This is a genomic window from Methylobacterium isbiliense (assembly GCF_022179325.1).
Classification (GTDB): Bacteria; Pseudomonadota; Alphaproteobacteria; order Rhizobiales; family Beijerinckiaceae; genus Methylobacterium; species Methylobacterium isbiliense.
In genome coordinates this window covers 16,751-37,175 of sequence record NZ_BPQQ01000027.1, presented here as the reverse complement: position 1 = coordinate 37,175, position 20,425 = coordinate 16,751, and the positions used below count along the sequence as shown (strand labels likewise).

Annotated in this window: 17 protein-coding genes and 1 pseudogene; 15 read left to right on the top strand and 3 right to left on the bottom strand. The window is 72.5% G+C overall.

The window, feature by feature from the left end:
* The first annotated feature begins 11 nt into the window (after positions 1-11).
* From MFF61_RS12190 to MFF61_RS12180, 3 genes and pseudogenes are all read left to right on the top strand, one after another.
* Positions 12-2,210 (top strand): annotated as a pseudogene (locus MFF61_RS12190) (NHLP family bacteriocin export ABC transporter peptidase/permease/ATPase subunit).
* Positions 2,207-5,107 carry an NHLP bacteriocin export ABC transporter permease/ATPase subunit gene (locus MFF61_RS12185; protein WP_238235395.1) on the top strand — a complete coding sequence of 967 codons (2,901 nt, stop codon included), beginning with the start codon at positions 2,207-2,209 and terminating at the stop codon, positions 5,105-5,107. The pseudogene MFF61_RS12190 and the gene MFF61_RS12185 overlap by 4 nt, the downstream one beginning before the upstream one ends.
* A 10-nt stretch (positions 5,108-5,117) precedes the next feature.
* Complete coding sequence (locus MFF61_RS12180) at positions 5,118-5,645, top strand: cyclic nucleotide-binding domain-containing protein (protein WP_238235394.1); 528 nt, start codon at positions 5,118-5,120, stop codon at positions 5,643-5,645.
* A 6-nt stretch (positions 5,646-5,651) separates the two neighbouring features.
* Here MFF61_RS12180 and MFF61_RS12175 read toward each other — a convergent pair whose 3' ends face one another.
* Genes MFF61_RS12175 through MFF61_RS12165 form a run of 3 tightly spaced genes read right to left on the bottom strand, consistent with a single transcriptional unit; the run spans position 5,652 to position 12,510 of the window.
* Positions 5,652-7,022, bottom strand: a complete 1,371-nt coding sequence (locus MFF61_RS12175) for an MFS transporter (protein WP_238235393.1) — start codon at positions 7,020-7,022, stop codon at positions 5,652-5,654.
* Positions 7,022-7,669: a 5,6-dimethylbenzimidazole synthase gene (gene bluB / locus MFF61_RS12170; RefSeq protein ID WP_238235392.1), complete on the bottom strand. Its 648-nt coding sequence runs from the start codon at positions 7,667-7,669 to the stop codon at positions 7,022-7,024. The genes MFF61_RS12175 and bluB overlap by 1 nt, the downstream gene beginning before the upstream one ends.
* On the bottom strand, positions 7,666-12,510 hold the full coding sequence (locus MFF61_RS12165) for an NAD-glutamate dehydrogenase (protein ID WP_238235391.1): 4,845 nt from the start codon (positions 12,508-12,510) through the stop codon (positions 7,666-7,668). Before MFF61_RS12165 ends, bluB begins: the two co-directional genes overlap by 4 nt.
* A gap of 154 nt (positions 12,511-12,664) precedes the next feature.
* Here MFF61_RS12165 and MFF61_RS12160 point away from each other — a divergent pair, with 154 nt between their 5' ends.
* From MFF61_RS12160 to fliP, 12 genes are all read left to right on the top strand, one after another.
* Positions 12,665-13,327 carry a peroxidase-related enzyme gene (locus tag MFF61_RS12160; RefSeq protein WP_238235390.1) on the top strand — a complete coding sequence of 221 codons (663 nt, stop codon included), beginning with the start codon at positions 12,665-12,667 and terminating at the stop codon, positions 13,325-13,327.
* 443 nt (positions 13,328-13,770) lie between these two features.
* Positions 13,771-14,157, top strand: a complete 387-nt coding sequence (locus tag MFF61_RS12155) for a DUF2794 domain-containing protein (protein ID WP_238235389.1) — start codon at positions 13,771-13,773, stop codon at positions 14,155-14,157.
* A gap of 88 nt (positions 14,158-14,245) precedes the next feature.
* Complete coding sequence (gene flgB / locus MFF61_RS12150) at positions 14,246-14,629, top strand: flagellar basal body rod protein FlgB (protein WP_238235388.1); 384 nt, start codon at positions 14,246-14,248, stop codon at positions 14,627-14,629.
* Positions 14,626-15,042: a flagellar basal body rod protein FlgC gene (flgC, locus tag MFF61_RS12145; RefSeq protein WP_238235387.1), complete on the top strand. Its 417-nt coding sequence runs from the start codon at positions 14,626-14,628 to the stop codon at positions 15,040-15,042. The genes flgB and flgC overlap by 4 nt, the downstream gene beginning before the upstream one ends.
* A gap of 11 nt (positions 15,043-15,053) precedes the next feature.
* Positions 15,054-15,395, top strand: a complete 342-nt coding sequence (fliE, locus tag MFF61_RS12140) for a flagellar hook-basal body complex protein FliE (protein WP_238235386.1) — start codon at positions 15,054-15,056, stop codon at positions 15,393-15,395.
* 9 nt (positions 15,396-15,404) lie between these two features.
* The gene (gene flgG / locus MFF61_RS12135; RefSeq protein ID WP_238235385.1) at positions 15,405-16,193 is read left to right on the top strand and encodes a flagellar basal-body rod protein FlgG; all 789 of its coding nucleotides are present in this window, start codon (positions 15,405-15,407) and stop codon (positions 16,191-16,193) included.
* Positions 16,194-16,241: 48 nt separating this feature from the next.
* On the top strand, positions 16,242-16,715 hold the full coding sequence (gene flgA, locus MFF61_RS12130; RefSeq protein WP_238235384.1) for a flagellar basal body P-ring formation chaperone FlgA: 474 nt from the start codon (positions 16,242-16,244) through the stop codon (positions 16,713-16,715).
* On the top strand, positions 16,715-17,848 hold the full coding sequence (gene flgI, locus MFF61_RS12125) for a flagellar basal body P-ring protein FlgI (RefSeq protein ID WP_238235383.1): 1,134 nt from the start codon (positions 16,715-16,717) through the stop codon (positions 17,846-17,848). The genes flgA and flgI overlap by 1 nt, the downstream gene beginning before the upstream one ends.
* Positions 17,845-18,357, top strand: coding sequence for a MotE family protein (locus MFF61_RS12120; protein ID WP_238235382.1), 513 nt, complete (start codon positions 17,845-17,847; stop codon positions 18,355-18,357). The genes flgI and MFF61_RS12120 overlap by 4 nt, the downstream gene beginning before the upstream one ends.
* A complete protein-coding gene (gene flgH, locus MFF61_RS12115) occupies positions 18,357-19,055 on the top strand; it encodes a flagellar basal body L-ring protein FlgH (RefSeq protein WP_238235381.1) in 699 nt (232 codons plus the stop codon). Before MFF61_RS12120 ends, flgH begins: the two co-directional genes overlap by 1 nt.
* Positions 19,056-19,065: 10 nt before the next feature.
* On the top strand, positions 19,066-19,557 hold the full coding sequence (locus MFF61_RS12110; protein WP_238235380.1) for a flagellar basal body-associated FliL family protein: 492 nt from the start codon (positions 19,066-19,068) through the stop codon (positions 19,555-19,557).
* A 20-nt stretch (positions 19,558-19,577) separates the two neighbouring features.
* Entirely contained in the window at positions 19,578-20,396 is an 819-nt protein-coding gene (gene fliP, locus MFF61_RS12105) for a flagellar type III secretion system pore protein FliP (RefSeq protein WP_238235379.1), read from the top strand.
* Positions 20,397-20,425 lie beyond the last annotated feature (29 nt).

Below are 20,425 nucleotides of genomic sequence, written 5' to 3'. Positions count from 1 at the left end.
GGAGCCCGCGCGTGCGCCGCCTCCTGCCGAGCCTGTCGGGGCAGGGCCTGTCCAGGCTCCTGCCGCGGTGGCCGGGCGCCGGGCGGGTCCGGCGCACGCCCACGATCCTGCAGATGGAGGCGGTGGAGTGCGGCGCGGCGGCGCTCGCGATGGTGCTCGCGCATCACGGCGCCTGAGTGCCGCTCGAACAGCTGCGCGTCGCCTGCGGGGTCTCCCGCGACGGCAGCAAGGCGAGCAACATCGTCAAGGCGGCGCGCGGCTTCGGCTTCGCCGCCAAGGGCTTCCGCAAGGAGCCGACGACCCTCGGCGACCTGCCGATGCCCTGCATCATCCACTGGAACTTCAACCACTTCGTGGTGCTGGAGGGAATCGACGGCGACCGCGTCTACATCAACGACCCGGCGACGGGCCGGCGTCGCCTCAACATGATGGAACTCGACCTCGCCTTCACGGGCGTCGTCCTGGCGATGGAGCCGACCGAGGCGTTCAAGCCGTTCGGGCACAAGCCCCAGGGCCTGCGGCTGCTGCTGCGCGAACTCGCGAACTCGCGCGCCGCGGTGGCGCTCGTGATCGCGGTCAGCCTCGCGCTCATCGTGCCGGGCATCGTCATCCCGGGCTTCACCAAGATCTTCATCGACGAGATCCTGATCCAGCGCACCACCGGCTGGCTCACGCCGCTCCTGATCGGCATGGGCCTCACGGCGCTGTTCCGGGCCGGCGTGACGGCCCTTCAGCAATCGCTGCTCCTGCGCCTGCAGACCAAGCTCGCCGTGGTGATGATCAGCCGCTTCCTCTGGCACGTGATGGCGCTGCCGATGGAGTTTTTCGCCCAGCGCCATGCGGGCGACATCGCCAGCCGGGTCGCAGCCAACGAGCAGATCGCCCGCCTGCTCTCGGGCGGCGTGGTGAGCAACGTGCTGGGCCTGACCTCGATCGTGTTCTTCGCCGCCGCGATGGCGGTCTACGACGTCCTGCTCACGGCGATCGGCGTCGCGCTCTCGCTCGTCAACGTGGTGGCGCTGAAGCTCATCGGCGAGCGCCGCGAGGACCTCAGCCGCAGCCTCGCCCTCGAACAGGGCAAGCTCATCGGCAGCACGATCGGCGCGGTGCGCACCATCGAGACCCTGAAGGCGAGCGGGCTGGAGGACGAGGCCTTCGGGCACTGGGCCGGCATCCAGGCGAAGTCGCTCAACGCCGAGCAGGAACTCGGCGCCTCCTCGATCCTGCTCGACATGGTGCCGACGCTGCTCTCGGGGCTGACGCTGGCGGTGATCCTCGGGCTCGGCGGCCTGCGGGTGATCGAGGGCTCGCTGACGCTGGGAGGGCTCGTCGCCTTCCAGTCGCTGATGGCGAGCTTTTCCGAGCCGATCACCGGCCTCGTGAACCAGGTGGGCAGCGTCCAGACCATCAAGGGCGGCCTGGAGCGGCTGGAGGACGTCTACAACTACCCGCTCGATCGGCCGAAGCCCGCCGAGCCGGTGCCGCCGAAGCTCATAGGCCGCATCGACCTTATGGGCATCGAGTTCGGCTACTCGATCCTGGAGCCGCCGCTGCTCAAGGATCTGTCGATCACCATCGAGCCGGGCCGGCGCGTCGCCCTGGTCGGCCTGTCGGGCAGCGGGAAATCGACCCTCGGGCGCCTGATCTGCGGCCTCTACAAGCCGTGGTCGGGGGAGGTGCGCATCGACGGCCGCCTCCTCGACGAGATCCCGCGCGACGTCTTCGCCAACTCGGTCGCCTATGTCGATCAGGACATCTTCCTGTTCGAAGGCAGCGCGCGCGAGAACCTGACCCTGTGGGATGCCACCGTGGCCGAGCCCGACCTGTCGCTGGCCCTCAAGGATGCGGCGATCCACGCCGAGATCGCGACCCGGGCCGGCAACTACGATTGCCACGTGCTGGAGGGCGGCACGAACTTCAGCGGCGGCCAGCGCCAGCGCATCGAGATCGCCCGCGCGCTCGTGGCGAACCCCGCCGTGATCGTGCTCGACGAGGCCACGGCCGCCCTCGATCCGGTGACCGAGAAGGCGATCGACGACAACCTGCGCCGGCGCGGCTGCACCTGCGTGATCATCGCCCACCGGCTCTCGACCATCCGCGACTGCGACGAGATCATCGTGCTCAAGCAGGGGCGGGTGGCCGAGCGGGGCACGCACGAGCAGCTGATGGCGCGGGGCGGGGCCTACGCGGACCTCGTGGCCCAGCAATGAGCGACGCCCGGCTGCGCCCCGTCCCGTCCCCCGGCGAGGTCGCCGAGGACGCCGCCGCGCCCCGGCCCCTCGTCCTCGACGGGCGCAAGCCCCACCGCCTCGACGCGGCCGGGCCGGTGCTGCTGCTGGCCGCGGGCTATGCCGACCTGTTCGCGGTGCGGATCGCCGCGGACGGGCGCAGCGAGAGCGCCCGCGAGCACCTGTTCCGGGTCGAACCGGGCGAGATCATCGCGCCGATGCCGGACCGTGCCGACGGCGAGGGGCGCCTCGCGATCATCGCGGTCGGCGGGCCGGACACGCAGGCCGAGGCCTCCCCCCGCGAGGCCTTCGACCGGCCCGACCTCGTCCAGGGCTGGCTGATCCGGCTCGCCCGGGTGATCGCCGGCCCCAATCCGGCCTGGGACATCCGCGAGGCCGAGGGCGGGGAGGCGGAGATCGCGCCCGGCGAGCGCCGGCGCGGCCCCGCCCGGGCGCTCGCCTGGGTGAGCGTGGAGGCGGGCCGCGCCCGGCTGATGGGCACCGGGCCGGACATCGCGCCCGGCGATCCGCCCGTGCCGCTCGCCGCGGGCGTCTGGATCGAGGCCGGCCCGGAGGGGGGTCGCCTCGCGCCCGCGCCCACGCCCGAGGCCGCGGCGGCCTGGGCGGCGCTCGACCGCGTCCACGCCGTCGCGCTCGACCTGCTCCAGGCCCAGGTGGCGCAGCGGCCGGCCCGCGAGGCGGAGCGGCTCGCCCGCCGCGCCGATCTCGACACCGCCCGCCGGGTCGAGCTGTTCGACCGCCTCTCGGGGATCGTGGTCCGGCGGCCGGCGCGCGCGCCGGCGGCGGCGGACCCGGGCGACCCGCTGCTCGCCGCCTGCCGCCTCGTCGCCGAGACGATCCCCGCCGTCATCGTCCGCCCGCCCGGCCGCAGCGCCGCGCGCGAGGACGTCTCGGAGGTGATCGAGATCGCCCGCTCCTCGCGTCTGCGCGTCCGGCAGACGCTGCTGCGGGGCGACTGGTGGCGGCAGGATGCCGGGCCGCTCCTCGCGTGGCAGGGCGAGGCGCGCGCGCCCGTGGCGCTCCTGCGCGAGGCCCGGCGCTACGTTCTGGTCGAGCCCGGCAGCGGGCGGCGCCGGGTGGTCGACCGGCAGGTCGCCGAGGAGCTCCATCCCGAGGCCGCGAGCTTCTATCCGACCCTGCCGTCGCGCCCGCTCGGCTTCCGCGACCTTCTGGCCTTCGTGCTCCGGCACGCCGCGCACGGCAACATCCTGCGCATCGTCCTACCCATCACTCTGATGGGCCTGCTGACGATGGTCTCGCCGCTCATCACCCAGGCGCTCGTCAACTCGGTGATCCCGCGCAGCGAACTCGACCAGCTCCTCGTCTGCGCCATCGCGCTCGGCGTCACGGCGCTCGCCGCGGCCGGGGTGCAGACGGTGGAGGGGCTGGCGATGCTGCGCGTCGAGGGGGTGATCGACTGGAAGCTGCAGGCCGCGATGATCGACCGCCTGCTGCGGCTGCCGGCCTCGCTCTTCCGCGATTACACGGTGGGCGACCTCGTGGACCGCTCCCTCGGCATCGACGCGGTGCGCCGCATCCTCACCGGGCGGACCCTGCGCAGCCTCGTGGCGGGCTCGTTCTGCTGGTTCAGCATCGCCCTGATGCTGGTCTACGACGCGACGCTGGCGCTGATCGCCGTGGTGCTGGCGGTCCTGCGCGGCCTGATCATCATGGCCACCAGTGCGCTGCGCCTCTACCACGAGGGCCGGCACTTCGCCGTGCAGGGCAAGGTCTCGGGGCTGGTCCTGCAGTTCCTGTCCGGCATCGGCAAGCTCAAGGTGGCGGACGCCACCGTGCGGGCGCTGGCGGTCTGGTCGCGCCACTTCGCCGAGCAGCGGCGGCACTTCATCGCCTCGCAGCGCACCGCCAACCTGCTCGAAGTCGTGGAATCGGCCTACACGCCGTTCGCCACCATCGTGATCTTCGCCGCCGCCTCGGCGACCGGCAGCACGCTGACCGAGAATCTCGGCGTCTTCCTGGCCTTCTTCGCCGCCTTCGGCCAGACCATGGGCGCCATCGGCTCCTGGGCCTCGGGGGTGAGCGAGTCGCTGGTGGCGATCCCGCACCTCACCCGTCTGAAGCCGCTGATTACGCAGGCGGCGGAGATCGCGGACGACCGCAAGCCGCCCGGCGAACTGGCGGGCGCGCTCGAACTCTCGCGCGTCACCTTCCGCTACACGCCCGGCGGCCCGCCCGTCCTCGACGCGGTGTCGCTGCGGATCGCGGCCGGCGAGTACGTGGCGATCGTCGGGCCTTCGGGCAGCGGCAAGTCCTCGCTGTTCCGCCTGCTGCTGGGCTTCGAGCAGCCGGAATCCGGGGCGGTGTTCTACGACGGCAAGTCGCTCGATACGCTCGACACCAGCGCGGTGCGCCGCCAGCTCGGGGTGGTGCTCCAGAACGGGCGGCTCGCCACGGGCAGCCTCTACGACAACATCTGCGGGGGCGTGCGCCTCTCGCTCGACCAAGCCTGGGAGGCCGCGCGCCTCGCCGCCCTCGACGGCGACATCCGGGCGATGCCGATGGGCATGCACACGCTGGTGGCCGAGGGCGTGAACACCCTCTCGGGCGGCCAGCGCCAGCGCCTGATGATCGCGCGCGCCATCGCCCGCCGGCCGCGGATCCTGCTCCTCGACGAGGCGACGAGTTCCCTCGACAACCGCTCCCAGGCGGTGGTCAGCGCCTCGCTCGGGGCGCTCAACGTCACGCGGCTCGTCATCGCCCACCGCCTGAGCACGGTGCGGGAGGCCGACCGCATCGTGGTGCTGGTCGACGGCAAGATCGTGCAGGAAGGGACCTACGAGGCGCTGAGCAGCGCCGCGGGCGTCTTCCTCGACTTCACGCGCCGGCAATTGCTGTAGGGAGCCCCGCATGCGCAAGGTGCTCTACATCTTCGGCTTCCTCACCGACGGGGACATCGCCTGGATGGCCCGCACGGGCACGCGGCGCCGGCTCGCGGACGGCGAGGTGGTCATCCGGGAGGGCACCAGCGCCGAGGCCCTGGTCCTTCTCCTCGACGGCGAGTTCGTGGTCACGGCTGAGTCGCACGGGGAGATCGCCCGGCTCGGCATCGGCGAGATCGTCGGCGAGATGTCGCTCGTCGATACCGGGCCGGCCTCGGCCACCATCACGGCCCGCGGCGAGAGCCTCGCGCTGTTCCTCGACTTCGAGATCCTGCGCGACAAGCTCGACCGGGACGAGGGCTTCGGCGCCCGCTTCTACCGGGCGCTCGCGGTGTTCCTGGCCGACCGCCTGCGGGCCACGCGGGTGGCGAGGGCCGCCCTGCGCGACGCCGCCGCCCTCTCCCAGGACGAACTCGATCTCGCGATCATCGACCACATCCAGGCGGCGGGCGAACGCTTCACCCGCATGCTCGCCGTCCTGAGCGGGCCGCGGTAGCGCCGGTCAGGCGCCGGGCCGGAGCCTCGCGGCATCCGAGACGCCCCATACCAGCGCCGCGCCGAGCGCGAAGAACCCGATCAGCACTGCGGGACCCGCGCCCAGCGAGCCGGTGAACGAGGTGGCGAGGGCCACGCAGAGCGGGGCCATGAAGGAAGTCAGGCGGCCCGAGAGGGCGAGGAGGCCGAAGTAGCGGCCTGCCTCGCCGGGGGGCACGATGCGCGCGAGCAGGCTGCGGGAGGCGGCCTGGAGCGGGCCGGCGACGAGGCCGATGAGGAGGCCGAGCGCGACGAAGACCTTCTCCGGCGTACTGTCGTAGAGGTGGCCGGGCCGGCCCGGCGCGGTGGGAATCGCGAACAGCACGTGCTCGCGCCCGAGCGAGATGAGGCCGAGGCAGACCAGGGCGAGGAGGCCGAGGCTGCCGAGGATCACCCGGCGCGGCCCGAGCCGGTCGTCGAGCCGGCCGCCCGTGAAGGCGCCGAGGGTGCCCGTGACGGTGAGCAGGATGCCGAACAGGCCGAGCTGCGCCGGCCCCCAGCCGAACATCCCCGCCCCGTAGATGCCCCCGAAGGCGAAGACCGCCACGAGGCCGTCCTGGTAGATCATGTTGGCGAGAAGGAAGCGCAGGATGCGCCCGTCGCGCCGCGCCTCCCTGACCGTGCCGGCAAGCCGCGTCAGGCCCTCGCGCACGGCGCCGCGCCACGGCCGGCCGGTGCGCGGCGCGTCCGGCGTGAAGGCGAAGAGCGGCAGCGCGAAGGCCACGAGCCAGAGGGCCGAGAACGGTCCGGTGATGCGGTCGCCCTCCCGGGCGGCCGGGTCGAGGCCGAAGAGCGGGTCGAGGCCGAAATAGGTCCGTCCCGTCCCCGGATCGGCGGCCAGGAAGCCGAGCACCACGACGATCGACGCGAGCCCGCCCGCGTAGCCCGTGGCCCAGCCGGTGCCGGAGAGGCGGCCCAGCCGCTCGGGCGGGACGAGGATCGGCATCAGGGCGTTGTAGAAGGCCGCCGCCACCTCCGCCGCCACCGTGGCGACCGCGAAGGCCACGAGCGCCAGCGGGATCGCGCCGGCCCATCCGGGCGCGGCCCACCACAGGGCGAAGCAGGCGACGAGCAGAGGGGCGCAGGCCGCCGCGATCCAGGGCTTCTTCGGGCCGACCGCGTCGGCGATCGAGCCCAGCACCGGCGAGAGCAGCGCCAGCACGAGGCCCGCCGCCGCGGTGGCGTAGCCCCACAGGGCCTGCCCCTCGGCCGGGCTCGGGGCCAGCACGGTGGCGAAGTAGGGCGCGAACACGAAGGTGGTGACGAGGGTGAAGAAGGGCTGGCAGGCCCAGTCGAACATCACCCAGCCGAACAGGGCGCGGCGCGGAGCGGCCTGCATCAGCGCTCCAGGAGCAGGCGATCGGCGGCGAGGCGCGGCTGCCAGTCGTGGCGCGCCAGTTCCGGATCGGTGTGCTCCTCCTGCGGCAGCCCGACGCACAGGTAGGCGATCAGGCGCCATGCCGGCGGCACCGAGAGGGACGCGACGAGGGGGGCGGGATCGAGGATCGAGACCCAGCCGACCCCGAGCCCGTGGGCGCGGGCCGCGAGCCAGAAGGTGTGGATCGCCGTGACGACGGAGTAGCGCAGCATCTCCGGCATGGTGGCGCGCCCCAGCCCGTGGCCGGCCTGCGTGGCCTCGTCGCACAGCACCGCGAGGTGGACCGGCGCCTCGCGCAGGCCCTCCAGCTTCAGCCGGCGATAGGCGGCGGCGCGCTCGTCCGGGTAGGCCTCGGCCGCCTGCCGGTTGCAGGCGGAAAAATTCGCGATCACGGCGGCGCGGCGGGCCGGGTCGCCCACGCGCACGAAGCGCCAGGGCTGGCTGTTGCCGACCGAGGGGCTGAGGCAGGCCAGCTGCAGGCAGGCGCGCAGAACCTCCTCCGGCACCGGGTCGGGGCGGAAGCGGCGCACGTCGCGCCGCCACGCGATCAGCGCCGCGAGGGTCGCGCGGAAGCCCGCGTCGAAGGCCGGCGCACCCGCTGCAGTCACGGCCGCGTCAGGTCCGCGAGCAGGCTCGCCGCCACCGAGACCTTGGAGACGGTGAGGCCCGAGGCGGCGATCGCCGCCACCGCGGTGCGGATGCGCGCCAGCGAGGCGCCCCGGGCCGCGCTCCAGGTCTCGACCGCGGCCTGGCCCTGCGCGCCGGTGGCGGCGGCCTCGGCGGTGAGCGCCCGGTGGGCGGCGGCGATCCCGGCCACGGCGCGCTCCAGGGCGATGCGGTCGAAGGTGTCGCCGACCGCCACCCCCCGCGCCGCGCGGGTGAGGGGCCCGAGGCGGAAGAGGTCTTCCAGGGCGAAGTGGGTGGCGGCGATCGCCGCGGGCGAGCGCCCGGCGGCCTCGGCCACGCGCACGATGTCGGGGGCCGAGCCGAGTTCGCCGAGCGCCGCGAGACGGCCGGCCAGCTCCTCCGGCACGCCCTGGTCCTGCAGCGCGCGGGAGCGCTTGGCCAGCGCCTCGCGCGCGGCGGGCGGCAGCACCTCGGCCAGCGAGGCGGCCACGGCGGCGATGCCGTCGCGGTAGCGCGCCACCACCCCGTCGATCCCGCCCGCGCTGCCGCCCAGGTCGGTGTTGCGGATGAACCAGACCATCTGCTGGCGCAGCAGATCCTGCAGCTCGGCATAGAGCGCGAGCTGCGGCCCGCCCGCCACCACCCCGTCGAGCCCGTCGACCGCGCGGTTGAGGTCGAGCAGCCCGAAGGCGTCGCGCGTCACCGCGTAGGCGGCCGCGATGGTCGGGGCCTCGGCGCCGGTCTCGTCGGAGAGGCGGCTGACGATGGTCGGCCCGCCGCGGTTGACGATGGCGTTGGCGAGCCCCGTGGCGATGATCTCCCGCCGCAGGCGGTGGCTGGCCACCGCATCGGGGTAGCGCGCCAGCAGCACGGGCGGGAAGTAGCGCTCCAGCTCGCGCCCCAGATAGGGATCGTCCGGGACCGGGCTGTCGAGGAGCGCATCCTTGAGCGAGAGCTTGGCGTAGGCGAGCAGCACCGCGAGTTCGGGCCGCGTCAGCCCCTCGTCCGCTTGCGCCCGCTCGGCGAGCGCGGCGTCGGAGGGCAGGAACTCGACGCCGCGGTCGAGGCGGCTCTCGGCCTCCAGCATCTGCATCAGCCGGGTCGCGAACCCGCTCTCGCCCGCGCCGCCGCGCTGGGCCAGCGAGAGGGCGAGGGTCTGGAGCTGGTTGTTGCGCAGGACGATGTCGGCGACCTGACCCGTCATGCCGGCGAGCAGCGCGTTGCGGGCCTCCGTCCCGAGCCGCCCGTCGCGTTCCGGCGTGGTCAGGGCGATCTTGATGTTCACCTCGACGTCCGAGGTGTTCACGCCCGCCGAGTTGTCGATGGCGTCGGTGTTGAGCCGCACGCCCCGGCGCGCCGCCTCGATGCGCCCGCGCTGCGTCAGGCCGAGATTCGCGCCCTCGCCGACGACCCGCGCCCGCAGGTCCGCGCCGGTGATGCGGATGGCGTCGTTGGCGCGGTCGCCCGCCTCGTCGTCGCTCTCGGTCGAGGCGCGCACGTAGGTGCCGATGCCGCCGAACCACAGGAGGTCGGCGGGCGCCTTCAGGATCGCCTGCATCACCTCGGCGGGGGTGGCCTCCGTGCGGTCGAGGCCGAGGCGGGCGCGGACCGGACCCGAGAGCGGCACCGTCTTGGCCGAGCGCGGATAGACGCCGCCGCCCGCCGAGATCTTGGCGCGGTCGTAATCGGCCCAGGAGGAGCGGGGCAGGTCGAACAGGCGGCGGCGCTCCGCGTAGGCCGTCGCCGGGTCGGGGTCGGGGTCGAGGAAGATGTCGCGGTGGTCGAAGGCCGCCACGAGCTTGAGGCAGCGCGACAGCAGCATGCCGTTGCCGAAGACGTCGCCCGACATGTCGCCGACGCCCACCACCGTCACCGGCTCGCTCTGGATGTCGATGTCGATCTCGCGGAAGTGGCGCTTGACCGCCTCCCAGGCACCGCGGGCGGTGATGCCCATCTGCTTGTGGTCGTAGCCCTGGCTGCCGCCGGATGCGAAGGCGTCGCCGAGCCAGTGCTTGGTGTCGAGCGAGATCGCGTTGGCGACGTCCGAGAAGGTAGCGGTGCCCTTGTCGGCCGCGACCACGAGGTAGGCGTCGTCCCCGTCGTGCCGCACCGTGTCGGCGGGCGGCACGATGGCGCCGTTGACGATGTTGTCGGTGACCGACAGCAGGGTGCGGATGAAGATCCGGTAGCTCTCGGTGCCCTCGGCGAGCCACGCCTGCCGGTCGGAGGCGGGCGGCAGGCGCTTGGGAAAGAAGCCGCCCTTGGCGCCCACCGGCACGATCACGGCGTTCTTGACCTGCTGTGCCTTCACGAGGCCGAGGATCTCGGTGCGGAAATCCTCCGGCCGGTCCGACCAGCGCAGGCCCCCGCGGGCGATGTAGCCGAAGCGCATGTGCACGCCCTCGACCCGCGGCGAGTAGACGAAGATCTCGAACAGCGGCCGCGGCAGCGGCATCCCGTCGACCTTCGCGCAGCGGAACTTGAAGGCGATGGTCTCGGGCGGCAGGCCGTGATGCGCGACCTGGAAGAAGTTGGTGCGCTGGGCCGCCTCCACGAGGTTGACGAAGCGGCGCAGGATGCGGTCCTCGTCGAGGCTGGTCACGGCCGAGAGCCCGGCCTCGATCTCGGCCCGGATCGCCTCCTGGCGCGCCGTCCGGTCGCCCTCGGCCCGCGGGTCGAAGCGGGCGTAGAACAGGGCGACGAGCTGACGCGCGAGGCCGGCATGGCGGGCGAGCGTGGCCGCGAGGTAATCCTGCCCGTAGCGCACGCGCAGCTGGCGCAGGTAGCGGCCGAGGGCGCGCAGCAGCGCCACGTCGCGCCAGCCGAGCGAGGCTTCGAGCACGAGGCGATTGTAGGCGTCGGATTCCGCGAGGTCGCGCGCGATCGCCAGGAGAGCCGCCTCCACCGGCCCCTCGACGGCCGCGAGCGCGACCGGCCCGCCGCCCGCCCGCTCCAGCAGCATGTCGTGCAGCCAGATCCCGTCCGCCTGCGCGGTGCCGGGCCGGCCGATCTCGAAGGTGCGCTCGTCGATGACGTGGAAGCCGAGATTCTCCAGGACCGGCACCCGGTCGGAGAGCGGCAGCGACGTCCCCTTCGAGAAGACCTTGAGGCCGATGCGCGTCTCGGGGTCGCCCGGCCGCCGGTGCAGATCCACGGCGCGGGGCCGCTCGTCGCTGATCCGTTCCAGGATGGCGATGTCGGACAGGGCCTGCGCGCTCGCATAGGCCTCCCGGTAGCCCGCCGGGAAGGCCTCGGCGTAGTAGCTGCCGAGCGCCCGGGCGCGGGTGCCGTCCATCGTGTCGGCCAGGGCCTCGCGCAGTCCGTCTGCCCAGGTCCGGCTCAGCGCCGTCACGGCGGCCTCCAGGGCGGCCGGGTCGATCTCGGGCGGCGTCTCCTCGCGCCGGCCGATGACGATGTGGAGGCGCGCGAGCGGCCCTTCCGGATAGTCGGGATAGACTGCCGCGATGTGCCCGCCCAACGCCGCCGCCAGATGGGCGCTGATGCGCTTCTGCAGGGCGGCGTCGGTGCGGTCCTTGGGCACGTAGACGAGGAGCGAGACGAAGCGGCCGAACTTGTCGGGCCGCGCCAGCACCCGCACCCGGGGCCGCTCGGCGAGCGACACGATGGCGAGCGCGAAGGTCCGCAGCAGATCGGTGTCGATCTGGAAGAGGTCGTCGCGCGGATAGGTCTCCAGCACGTGCAGCAGCGAGCGGCCGGCGTGGCTCGTGGGGTCGAGGCCGGCCTCGGCCACCACCCGGGCCACCTTGCGGCGCAGGACCGGCACCTCCTCGGCCCGGCTGGTGTAGACGCTGCCCGCGAAGAGGCCGACGAGGCGCAGTTCCCCGGCGACCTTGCCGGCGGACGAGAACAGCTTGACGCCCACCATGTCGAGGTGGGTGCGCCGGTGCACCCGCGAGATCTGGCTCGCCTTGGTGATGATCAGCGCCTCGGGCCGTTCCAGGAAGGCGCGGATCTCCGGCGTCACCGCCACCATGCTCCGGCCGCGGCGCAGCACCTCGACCGCAGGGTCGCGCAGGAGGCCGAGCCCGCTGCCCGGCACCGCCTCGTGGCCGCCGTCCGGCCCGAGCCGGTACTCGCGCAGGCCGAGCAGGGTGAACTGGTCCTCCGCGAGCCAGTCGAGGAAGGCGCGCGCCTCGGCGACCTCCGCCTCCGGCAGGGGAGGGGGCGTGTCCCGGTAGGCGGCGGTGGCGGCGTCGAGCCGCGCCAGCATGGCCGCGTGGTCCTCGGTCGCCACCGCGACGTCGGCATAGACCTGCGCGAGGGCGGCGACGAGGCCGCGGCGCTCCTCCTCGTCGTCGATGCGGTCGAGGTGGATGTGGATGAAGCTCTCGCGGCCGCGCTCGCCCGCGCCGGCCGCCGTGGTCTCGCCGGCGAGCCGCACCAGCGCGCCCTCGGCGTCGCGCTCGACGGCGAGGATCGGGTGGGCGACGAGGCGCGGCTCGTAGCCCCGCGCCACCAGTTCGGCGAGCGTCGAGTCGAGCAGGAAGGGCCGGTTGGCGTTCACCGCCTCCAGCACCGTGACGTCGCGGCGGCGGCCGTCGCGCTCCACCACCACGTCGTTGAGGCGGACGTCCGAGACGGTGCCGGGCGCCCGCACGGCGGCGAGGTGCTGGCGGGCGGCGAGAGCGAGGTCGGCCAGGGTCTCGGGCGTGTAGGCGGTGAGGTCGTCGGGCGGCACGCGCCCGAACAGGTCGCGCACGAAGCCGCCGGGGGCTTGGCGTCCCTCCGCCGCCGAGACGGCCGCGGCGATCAGATCGGTCCGGCTCGCCTGCGCTTCGGGTGTCGCGGTCGAGGTGTCCACGGCTCGTCCTCCGCCCAGGTTGACGTCGCGGAGCGGTGGCACAGACCTCGGCCGGTCGCAAGCCCGGCCTCCCTGGTCCACCTCCCGGCCCGACACCCTCGTCCGGCCCCGCGCGACGCCCTATAGCTCGGATCCTGCGACAGGGAGACGAAGCATGGCCGGATCGAAGCCTGAAGGAAAGACGGGACAGCGGACGGGCCGGCCCGAGAGCGGCGAACGTCCCCGGCCCCAGGAGACGGACGGGGCCGTGATGGCGCTCGACCTGCCGCCGCTGGCCGAGCTGCCGCCCGACCTCGCGGCCTACTTCGACAAGTGCCGCGAGAAGATCGGCTTCGTGCCGAACGTCCTCCTCGCCTACGCGCACGACGCGGCCAAGCTCTCGGCCTTCGCGACGCTGTACAACGACCTGATGCTGGCGCCCTCGGGCCTGTCGAAGCTGGAGCGCGAGATGATCGCCGTGGCGGTGTCGAGCGTGAACCGCTGCTACTACTGCCTCACCGCGCACGGGGCGGCGGTGCGCTCTCTCTCGGGGGATCCGGTGCTCGGCGAGATGATGGCGATGAACTACCGCGCCGCCGACCTGTCGCCCCGGCACCGGGCCATGCTCGACTTCGCGGTGGCGCTGAGCGAGGCGCCCTGGACGATCGAGGAGGAGGACCGCGAGACCCTGCGCGATGCGGGCTTCACCGACCGGGACATCTGGGACATCGCCGCGGTGGCGAGCTTCTTCAACATGTCGAACCGCATGGCTTCCGCCGTCGACATGCGGCCGAACCGCTCCTACCACGGCGACGCCCGGGCGCTGCCGGAGGTATAGACGGGTCCCGTGCGCAACCCCCCGTCGCGGATCGCCGTCCGCCGACGCTCCGGTCGTCCGGGACGGCGCCGGGCGGAGCCGGTCAAAAAAGGAGACCGCGCTCCGGAGAGGCGGCCTCAAAGGTAGGGTCTCGAAACCTCTGGAGGGGCTCTGCCGGCCGACACGGCCGGGGGCTACTGGGGTCTGGGATCCGATCGGAACGGACGGCCGAGCCTAGAGGTCATCATCCGGGATAGAGCTGCTTCGCGGCTGGCGGAAGGCGCCAAAAGGGCGGAATGTTGGCCATATGGCGGCAGCGATGCGGTATCCGGCGGGCCGCGCTGCGAAGCCGGCAACGTGTCGCCCGGGCACCACCCTTGCGGGGCCGCAGGGGGCATCCCATCATGCGGGATTGGCGGACGGCCCGGCGAGGGCGCCCGCACCCGGCCGATCCAGGAGGAGCGATGAGCGAGGGAGAGAGCACGGACAGTCCGTTCTCGGGCGTGGGCGCCCGGGTGGTTCCCTTCCCGGCCACCCACACGCCCGCGCCGCCACCGCAGGTGTCGTTCCACCGCGACGAATTGCGGGTCATCCTGAACCTCTACGGCCGCATGGTCGCGGCGGGCGAGTGGCGCGACTACACCATCGACTTCACCCGCGAGAAGGCGGTGTTCGCCATCCACCGCCGCACCTCCGAGCGCCCGCTCTACCGCATCGAGAAGGATCCCCGGCTCGCCCGGCGGCAGGGCGCCTACGCGGTGGTGGCCGAGACCGGCCGCATCCTCAAGCGCGGCCACGACCTCGCGCAGGTGCTGAAGGTGCTGGAGACGCCGCTGCGCGTGGTGTCCTGAGCCCGATGCGGCGCAAGCCTGAGCGTCAGCCTCAGGCAAGGTAGCCTCCCTAGACCTCGGGCCGTCAGGTTCCGGAGGTCTTCTTCCAGTGAGCGGCGTCTACCTCTTCGGCCTCGCCTCGCGCCAAGCCCAGCATCTGGCCGTGCGGCAGGCGACGATCGCCGGCAACGTCGCGAATGCCGACACGCCGGGCTACAAGGCGCGCGACGTCGCGCCCTTCGCGGAGGTGCTGGCGCGCACCGGCCTCGGCATGGCGGCGACCGACGGCCGGCACCTGCCGGGCAACCCGGCCGCGGCCGCCGTCAAGGTGCGCCCCTCCGAGACCTGGGATCCGCTCGATACCGGCCGCTCGGTCAGCCTCGAGCAGGAACTCCTGAAGTCGAACGAGGTCGCCCGCGAGCACAGCCTCAACACGGCGGTGGTGAAGAGCTTCCACCGCATGCTGATCGCGAGCCTGAGGAGCGGCGCGTGATCGATCCGCTGCAGCTCTCGACGCGGCTCGCCAGCGCCGGCATGGAGGCGCAGTCGCTGCGCCTGCGCGTCGTGGCCGAGAACATCGCCAACGCGCAATCCACCGGCACGACGCCCGGCTCCGACCCCTACCAGCGCAAGACCGTCACCTTCCGCACCGAACTCGACCGGGCGGCGGGCGCGGCCTCCGTGCGGGTGCGGGAGGTCGGCACCGACGCCTCGCCCTTCCGCGTCGAGCACGACCCGGGGAACCCCGCCGCCGACGAGAACGGCGAGGTGAAGTTCCCCAACGTCAACGTGCTCGTCGAGATGGCCGACATGCGCGAGGCCAACCGCTCCTACGAGGCCAACCTGCAGGTGATCAAGCAGGCCCGCGCCCTCGTGGCGAGCGTCATCGACCTTCTGAAGACGTGAGGCACTGAGCGATGATCGAGGCCGTCGCCTCCCTGAACGCGCTGATCGACCGGACCGGCCCGGTCTCCGGCGCCCTCGCGGCCGGACCCGTGGCGGGTGCGCTCGCGCCGGCGACGGCCGCGGCGGCAACCGCCGGGCCGGCCTTCGGCGACGTCATGGCCCAGGTGGCGGCCGGCATGCGCGACTCCCTGCGGGCGGGCGAGGCCGCGGCCATCTCGGGCATCCAGGGCAAGGCCTCCGCCCAGCAGGTGGTCGAGGCGGTGATGAGCGCCGAGCAGAGCCTGCAGACCGCCATCGCCATCCGCGACAAGGTCGTGGCCGCCTATCTCGAAATCAGCCGCATGGCGATCTGAGGTGTCATCATGAGAGCGCTCGCGATCGCCGCCACGGGCATGAATGCCCAGCAGCTCAATCTCGAAGTCATCGCCAACAACGTCGCGAACCTGAACACCACGGGGTTCAAGGGCGCGCGGGCCGAGTTCACCGACCTGCTCTACCAGGCCGAGCGGCAGCAGGGCGTGCCCAACCAGTCCGGCCAGGAGCCGGTGCCCGAGGGGGCGATGCTCGGTCTCGGCGTGCGCGCCGCGGCGATCCGCAACCTGCACCGTCAGGGGCCGCTCGCCCAGACCTCGAACCAGCTCGACCTCGCCATCAACGGGCGCGGCTACTTCCAGATCACCAACCCGAACGGCGAGACGAACTACACCCGTGCCGGCTCCTTCAACAAGGGCAACAACGGGCAGCTCGTCACCCTGGAGGGCTACACGGTCGAGCCGGCGATCCTGATCCCGCCGAACACGATCGAGGTGGTGGTCAACCAGTCGGGCCAAGTCTACGCCAAGGTCGACGGCCAAGCCCAGCCGCAGAACCTCGGCCAGCTCACGGTCGCCAACTTCGCCAACGAATCCGGCCTGGAGCCGCTCGGCAACGGCCTCTACCGCGAGACCGCGGCCTCGGGGGCGCCGGTGGTCGGCGTCGCGGGCGATGCCGGCTTCGGCAGGATCCACCAGGGCTACCTCGAGAGTTCGAACGTCGATCCCGTCAAGGAGATCACGAACCTCATCACCGCGCAGCGCGCCTTCGAGATGAACTCGAAGGTGATCCAGGCCGCCGACGAGATGGCCTCGACCGTCTCGAAGGGCATCCGCTAGCGCGGGCGCGCCGTCCCGCCCGTGAGGCAGTTCAGGATAGCGATCACCATGGTCCAGAGCAGCATTGTCCGGCGCGCCTGCGCGCTCCTCCTCGTCGCGGGCGGCTTCGCCGGCCCGGCCCGGGCCGAGGACCTGATGCTGCCGGTGCCCACCGTCACGATCTATCCGGGCGACGTGGTCAAGGAGACGATGCTGCGCCAGCAGGCGTTTCCGCCGACCTACCGGGCGCGCTCGGCGGTGATCGACGCGCCGCTCGCCATCGTCGGGCGCATCGCCCGGCGCACGCTGCTGCCGGGCGAGCCGGTGCCGGTGAATGCCGTCGACGATCCGCGCCTCGTCAGCCGCGGGGCGCTCACCACGATGATCTTCGAGGAGAACGGCCTCGTCATCACGACCCTCGGGGCGCCGCTCCAGAACGGCGGCCTCGGCGAGGTGATCCGCGTGCGCAACGCCGATACCGGCCGCATCGTCACCGGCACCGTGCAGGCGGACGGGCGCATCCGCATCGGGGCGATCCGCTGATGCGCCGCCCGCCCGCCGTCCTGCGCGCGCTCTCCGTCACGCTCGTCCTTGCGCTCGTGCTGGGGCTCGTCCTCGCCGCGCCGGCCTCGGCCGGCACGCGCATCAAGGACATCGCCGCGCTCCAGGGCGTGCGCGACAACCAGCTCGTCGGCTACGGCCTCGTCACCGGCCTCCAGGGCACCGGCGACACGCTGCGCAACGCGCAGTTCACCGAGCAGTCGCTGCAATCCATGCTCGACCGCATGGGCGTGAACGTCCGCGACGCGCGCCTGCGCACCCGCAACGTGGCAGCCGTGATGGTGACGGCGGACCTGCCGCCCTACGCCACCGTGGGTTCGCGCATCGACGTCACCGTGACCTCGCTCGGCGACGCCACCTCGCTCAAGGGCGGCACGCTCCTGATGACCGCGCTCTCGGGCGGCGACGGCGCGGTCTACGCGGCCGCGCAGGGACCGATGGCGGTGTCGGGCTTCGCGGTGGGCGGCCAGGCCGAGACCCTGACGCAGGGCGTGCCGACCGCCGGGCGCATCCCCAACGGCGCCCTGATCGAGCGCGAGGTGCCGGGGGCCTTCCGCGACCTGCCGCAGCTCGTCCTCGAACTGAAGAATCCCGACTTCAAGACCGCGACGCTCATCACCGACGCGATCAACGCCTACGGTCTGGCGCGCTTCGGCCGCCGGGTGGCGGTGCCGCGCGACCAGCGCTCGGTAGTGCTGCACCGCCCCCGCGACATCGCCCAGACCCGCTTCATCGCCGAGGTCGGCGACCTCACGATCATGCCGGACACGCCCGCCCGCGTGGTCGTCGACCAGCGCACCGGCACGGTGGTGATCGGGCGCAACGTCCAGATCTCGACGGTGGCGGTGACGCACGGCAACCTGACCGTGCGGGTGACCGAGACGCCGGAGGTGTCGCAGCCCGAGCCCTATTCCCGCGGCCAGACCGTGGTGGTGCCCCGCACCGAGGTGACGGCGACCGAGCAGAAGGGTCAGCTCGCGATCCTGGGCGGCTCCGACCTCCAGACGCTGGTCAAGGGCCTCAACCAAGTCGGTCTCAAGCCGAGCGACATCATCTCGATCCTGCAGGCGGTCAAGACCGCAGGCGCCCTTCAGGCGGAGCTCGTGGTGCAGTGAGACACGCCCGGTTCCTCTCGGCCCTCCTGCTCGGCCTCGCCGGCCCGGCCGCCGCGCAGGACGCGGCCAAGCCCCCGGCGGAGGCGGCCAAGCCCCCGGCGGAGGCGGTCAAGCCTCCGGCCTACTGCGCCGGCATCGCGGACGCGGCGGCCGATGCCCGCTTCGCGTGGCAGAAGGAGACGCTCGCCGACCTCGAGAAGCAGGTCGAGGAGCGCATCCGCCGCCTCGAAGCAAAGCGCGCCGAGTACGAGGAGTGGCTGGCGCGGCGCAACGCCTTCCTGGCCAAGGCCGACGAGGCGGTGGTGGCGATCTACACCAAGATGCGGCCCGACGCGGCGGCGCTGCAGCTCGCCAACATGCCCGACGAATCCGCGGCGGCGCTGCTCACCAAGCTCAGCGCGCGCGCCGCGAGCACGATCCTGAGCGAGATGGAGGCCTCCCGCGCCGCGCATCTCGCCCGCCTGATGACCGCTGGCGGCCGCAAGCCGAAGGGAGACGAGAAGTCCTGATGCGCCCCCGTCTCCTCGTCCTCCCGCTGCTGGCCGCCCTCGGCGCCTGCAACTCCCTCGATCCGATCGGCAAGCCGCCGCTCCTCACCCCGATCGGCACGGGGCTGTCGGTGCCGCGCGAGGCGCTGCCCTCGGATTACGGCGCGCGGGCGCGCCACACCTACCATTCCACGTGGTCGCCCGGCAGCGCCGACCTGTTCCAGGACCCCCGCGCCCGGACCATCGGCGACGTGATCACGGTGAGCATCCTGATCAACGACAAGGCGCAGTTCGACAACGCCACCGAGCGCTCGCGCAGCCAGAAGTCGAGCCTCGGCTTCGATTTCGGCTACGGCGTCTCGGGCCTCAAGGATTCCGCCACCGCCGATGCCGGCATCCGCTCGGGCACCGAGACCAAGGGCGAGGGCACCATCGACCGCTCGGAGAACCTCCGGCTCTCGGTCGCGGCCGTGGTCACGGAGGTCTTGCCCAACGGCAACGTGGTGATCAGCGGCTCGCAGGAGGTGCGCGTCAACAGCGAGGTGCGCGTGCTCACGGTGGCCGGCATCGTTCGCCCGCGCGACATCTCGCGGCGCAACACCATCGACTACGACAAGATCGCCGAGGCCCGGGTGTCCTACGGCGGGCGCGGGCGCATCACCGACGTGCAGGATCCGACCTTCGGCCAGCGCGTCTTCGAGACCCTGGCGCCGTTCTGAGGACCGGGCGATGGCGGCGACCAAGACCGACGGCAAGGCGAAGGGATCGGGCAAGGGCTGGATCGGCGCCCTCGCCCTGATGACGCTGGTGGCGGTCGGCACCGGCGGCGGGCTCGGCACCTATCTCGTCTCCAAGGTCGAGAAGTCGGTCGACCTGAAGAAGAAGGACGAAGAGGACAAGGCCAGGAAGGTGCTGACCTATTCGGGCGATCTCAGCCTGCGCAGCGTCGGCCCGCTCGTCACCAACCTCGCGGATTCTGGCGACACCTGGGTGCGGCTGGAGGGGGCGATCGTCTTCAAGATCGGCGCCCTGCCGAACCCCGACGCGACGGTGGCGGAGATCCGCCAGGACGTGCTGGCCTATCTGCGCACCGTCTCGCTCGCCCAGATCGAGGGCGCGAGCGGGCTCCAGCACCTGCGCGAGGACCTCGCCGAGCGCGTGGGGCTTCGCACCAAGGGAGTGGTGCGCGACTTCATCATCGAGACGCTGATCGTCCAGTAGCGGCGCCGGACCGGATCCCCATGCGACACAGATCAGCGACGCGGCCCCTCCTCGCGGGCCTGCCGCTCCTCTCGACCGGGCTGCTCCTCTTGAGCAGGCTGCTCCTGGCGGGGCTGCCGCTCCTTCTGGCGGGCCCCGCCGCCGCGCAGGCGCCGGCGACCGGTCTGCCGGGCCTCGACCAGCTCCTGCCGCCCGGCAACGGCGCGGCGAGCGGGCGCATCATCCAGATGGTCGCGCTCCTCACGGTGCTGTCGGTGGCGCCGGGCCTGCTCGTGATGGTGACGAGCTTCACCCGCTTCGTCGTGGCCCTGTCGTTCCTGCGCTCCGGCCTCGGCCTCCAGAGCACGCCGGCCAACCTGTTCCTCGTCAGCCTGTCGCTGTTCATGACCTTCTACGTCATGGCCCCGACCTTCGACCGGGCGTGGCAGGATGGGGTGAAGCCGCTCACCGAGAACCGCATCAGCGAGGAGGAGGCGTTCGGCAAGGTGGCCGACCCGTTCCGAGAGTTCATGCTGGCGCATGTGCGCGAGAAGGACCTGCAGACCTTCACCGATCTCGCCAGCCGCAACTTCCCCCGGGCCGAGGCCGGACAGAAGGTGGACCTGCGCATCCTGATCCCGGCCTTCATGATCTCCGAGCTGCGCCGCGGCTTCGAGATCGGCTTCCTGATCGCGCTGCCCTTCCTCGTCATCGACATGATCGTCGCCACGGTGGTGATGTCGATGGGCATGATGATGCTGCCGCCCACCGTGATCTCGCTGCCGTTCAAGGTGCTGTTCTTCGTCCTGATCGACGGCTGGAACATGCTGGTGAGCGGGCTGGTGCGCTCCTACTTCTGACGCGGAGCGTCAGCGGTTCTGACGCGGAG

Coding starts and splice junctions, on each gene's coding strand:
- MFF61_RS12185 (WP_238235395.1), top strand. CDS start 2,207: ATGAGCGACGCCCGGCTGCGCCCCGTCCCGTCCCCCGGCGAGGTCGCC.
- MFF61_RS12180 (WP_238235394.1), top strand. CDS start 5,118: ATGCGCAAGGTGCTCTACATCTTCGGCTTCCTCACCGACGGGGACATC.
- MFF61_RS12175 (WP_238235393.1), bottom strand. CDS start 7,022: ATGCAGGCCGCTCCGCGCCGCGCCCTGTTCGGCTGGGTGATGTTCGAC.
- MFF61_RS12160 (WP_238235390.1), top strand. CDS start 12,665: ATGGCCGGATCGAAGCCTGAAGGAAAGACGGGACAGCGGACGGGCCGG.
- MFF61_RS12155 (WP_238235389.1), top strand. CDS start 13,771: ATGAGCGAGGGAGAGAGCACGGACAGTCCGTTCTCGGGCGTGGGCGCC.
- fliE (WP_238235386.1), top strand. CDS start 15,054: ATGATCGAGGCCGTCGCCTCCCTGAACGCGCTGATCGACCGGACCGGC.
- flgG (WP_238235385.1), top strand. CDS start 15,405: ATGAGAGCGCTCGCGATCGCCGCCACGGGCATGAATGCCCAGCAGCTC.
- flgA (WP_238235384.1), top strand. CDS start 16,242: ATGGTCCAGAGCAGCATTGTCCGGCGCGCCTGCGCGCTCCTCCTCGTC.
- flgI (WP_238235383.1), top strand. CDS start 16,715: ATGCGCCGCCCGCCCGCCGTCCTGCGCGCGCTCTCCGTCACGCTCGTC.
- flgH (WP_238235381.1), top strand. CDS start 18,357: ATGCGCCCCCGTCTCCTCGTCCTCCCGCTGCTGGCCGCCCTCGGCGCC.
- MFF61_RS12110 (WP_238235380.1), top strand. CDS start 19,066: ATGGCGGCGACCAAGACCGACGGCAAGGCGAAGGGATCGGGCAAGGGC.
- fliP (WP_238235379.1), top strand. CDS start 19,578: ATGCGACACAGATCAGCGACGCGGCCCCTCCTCGCGGGCCTGCCGCTC.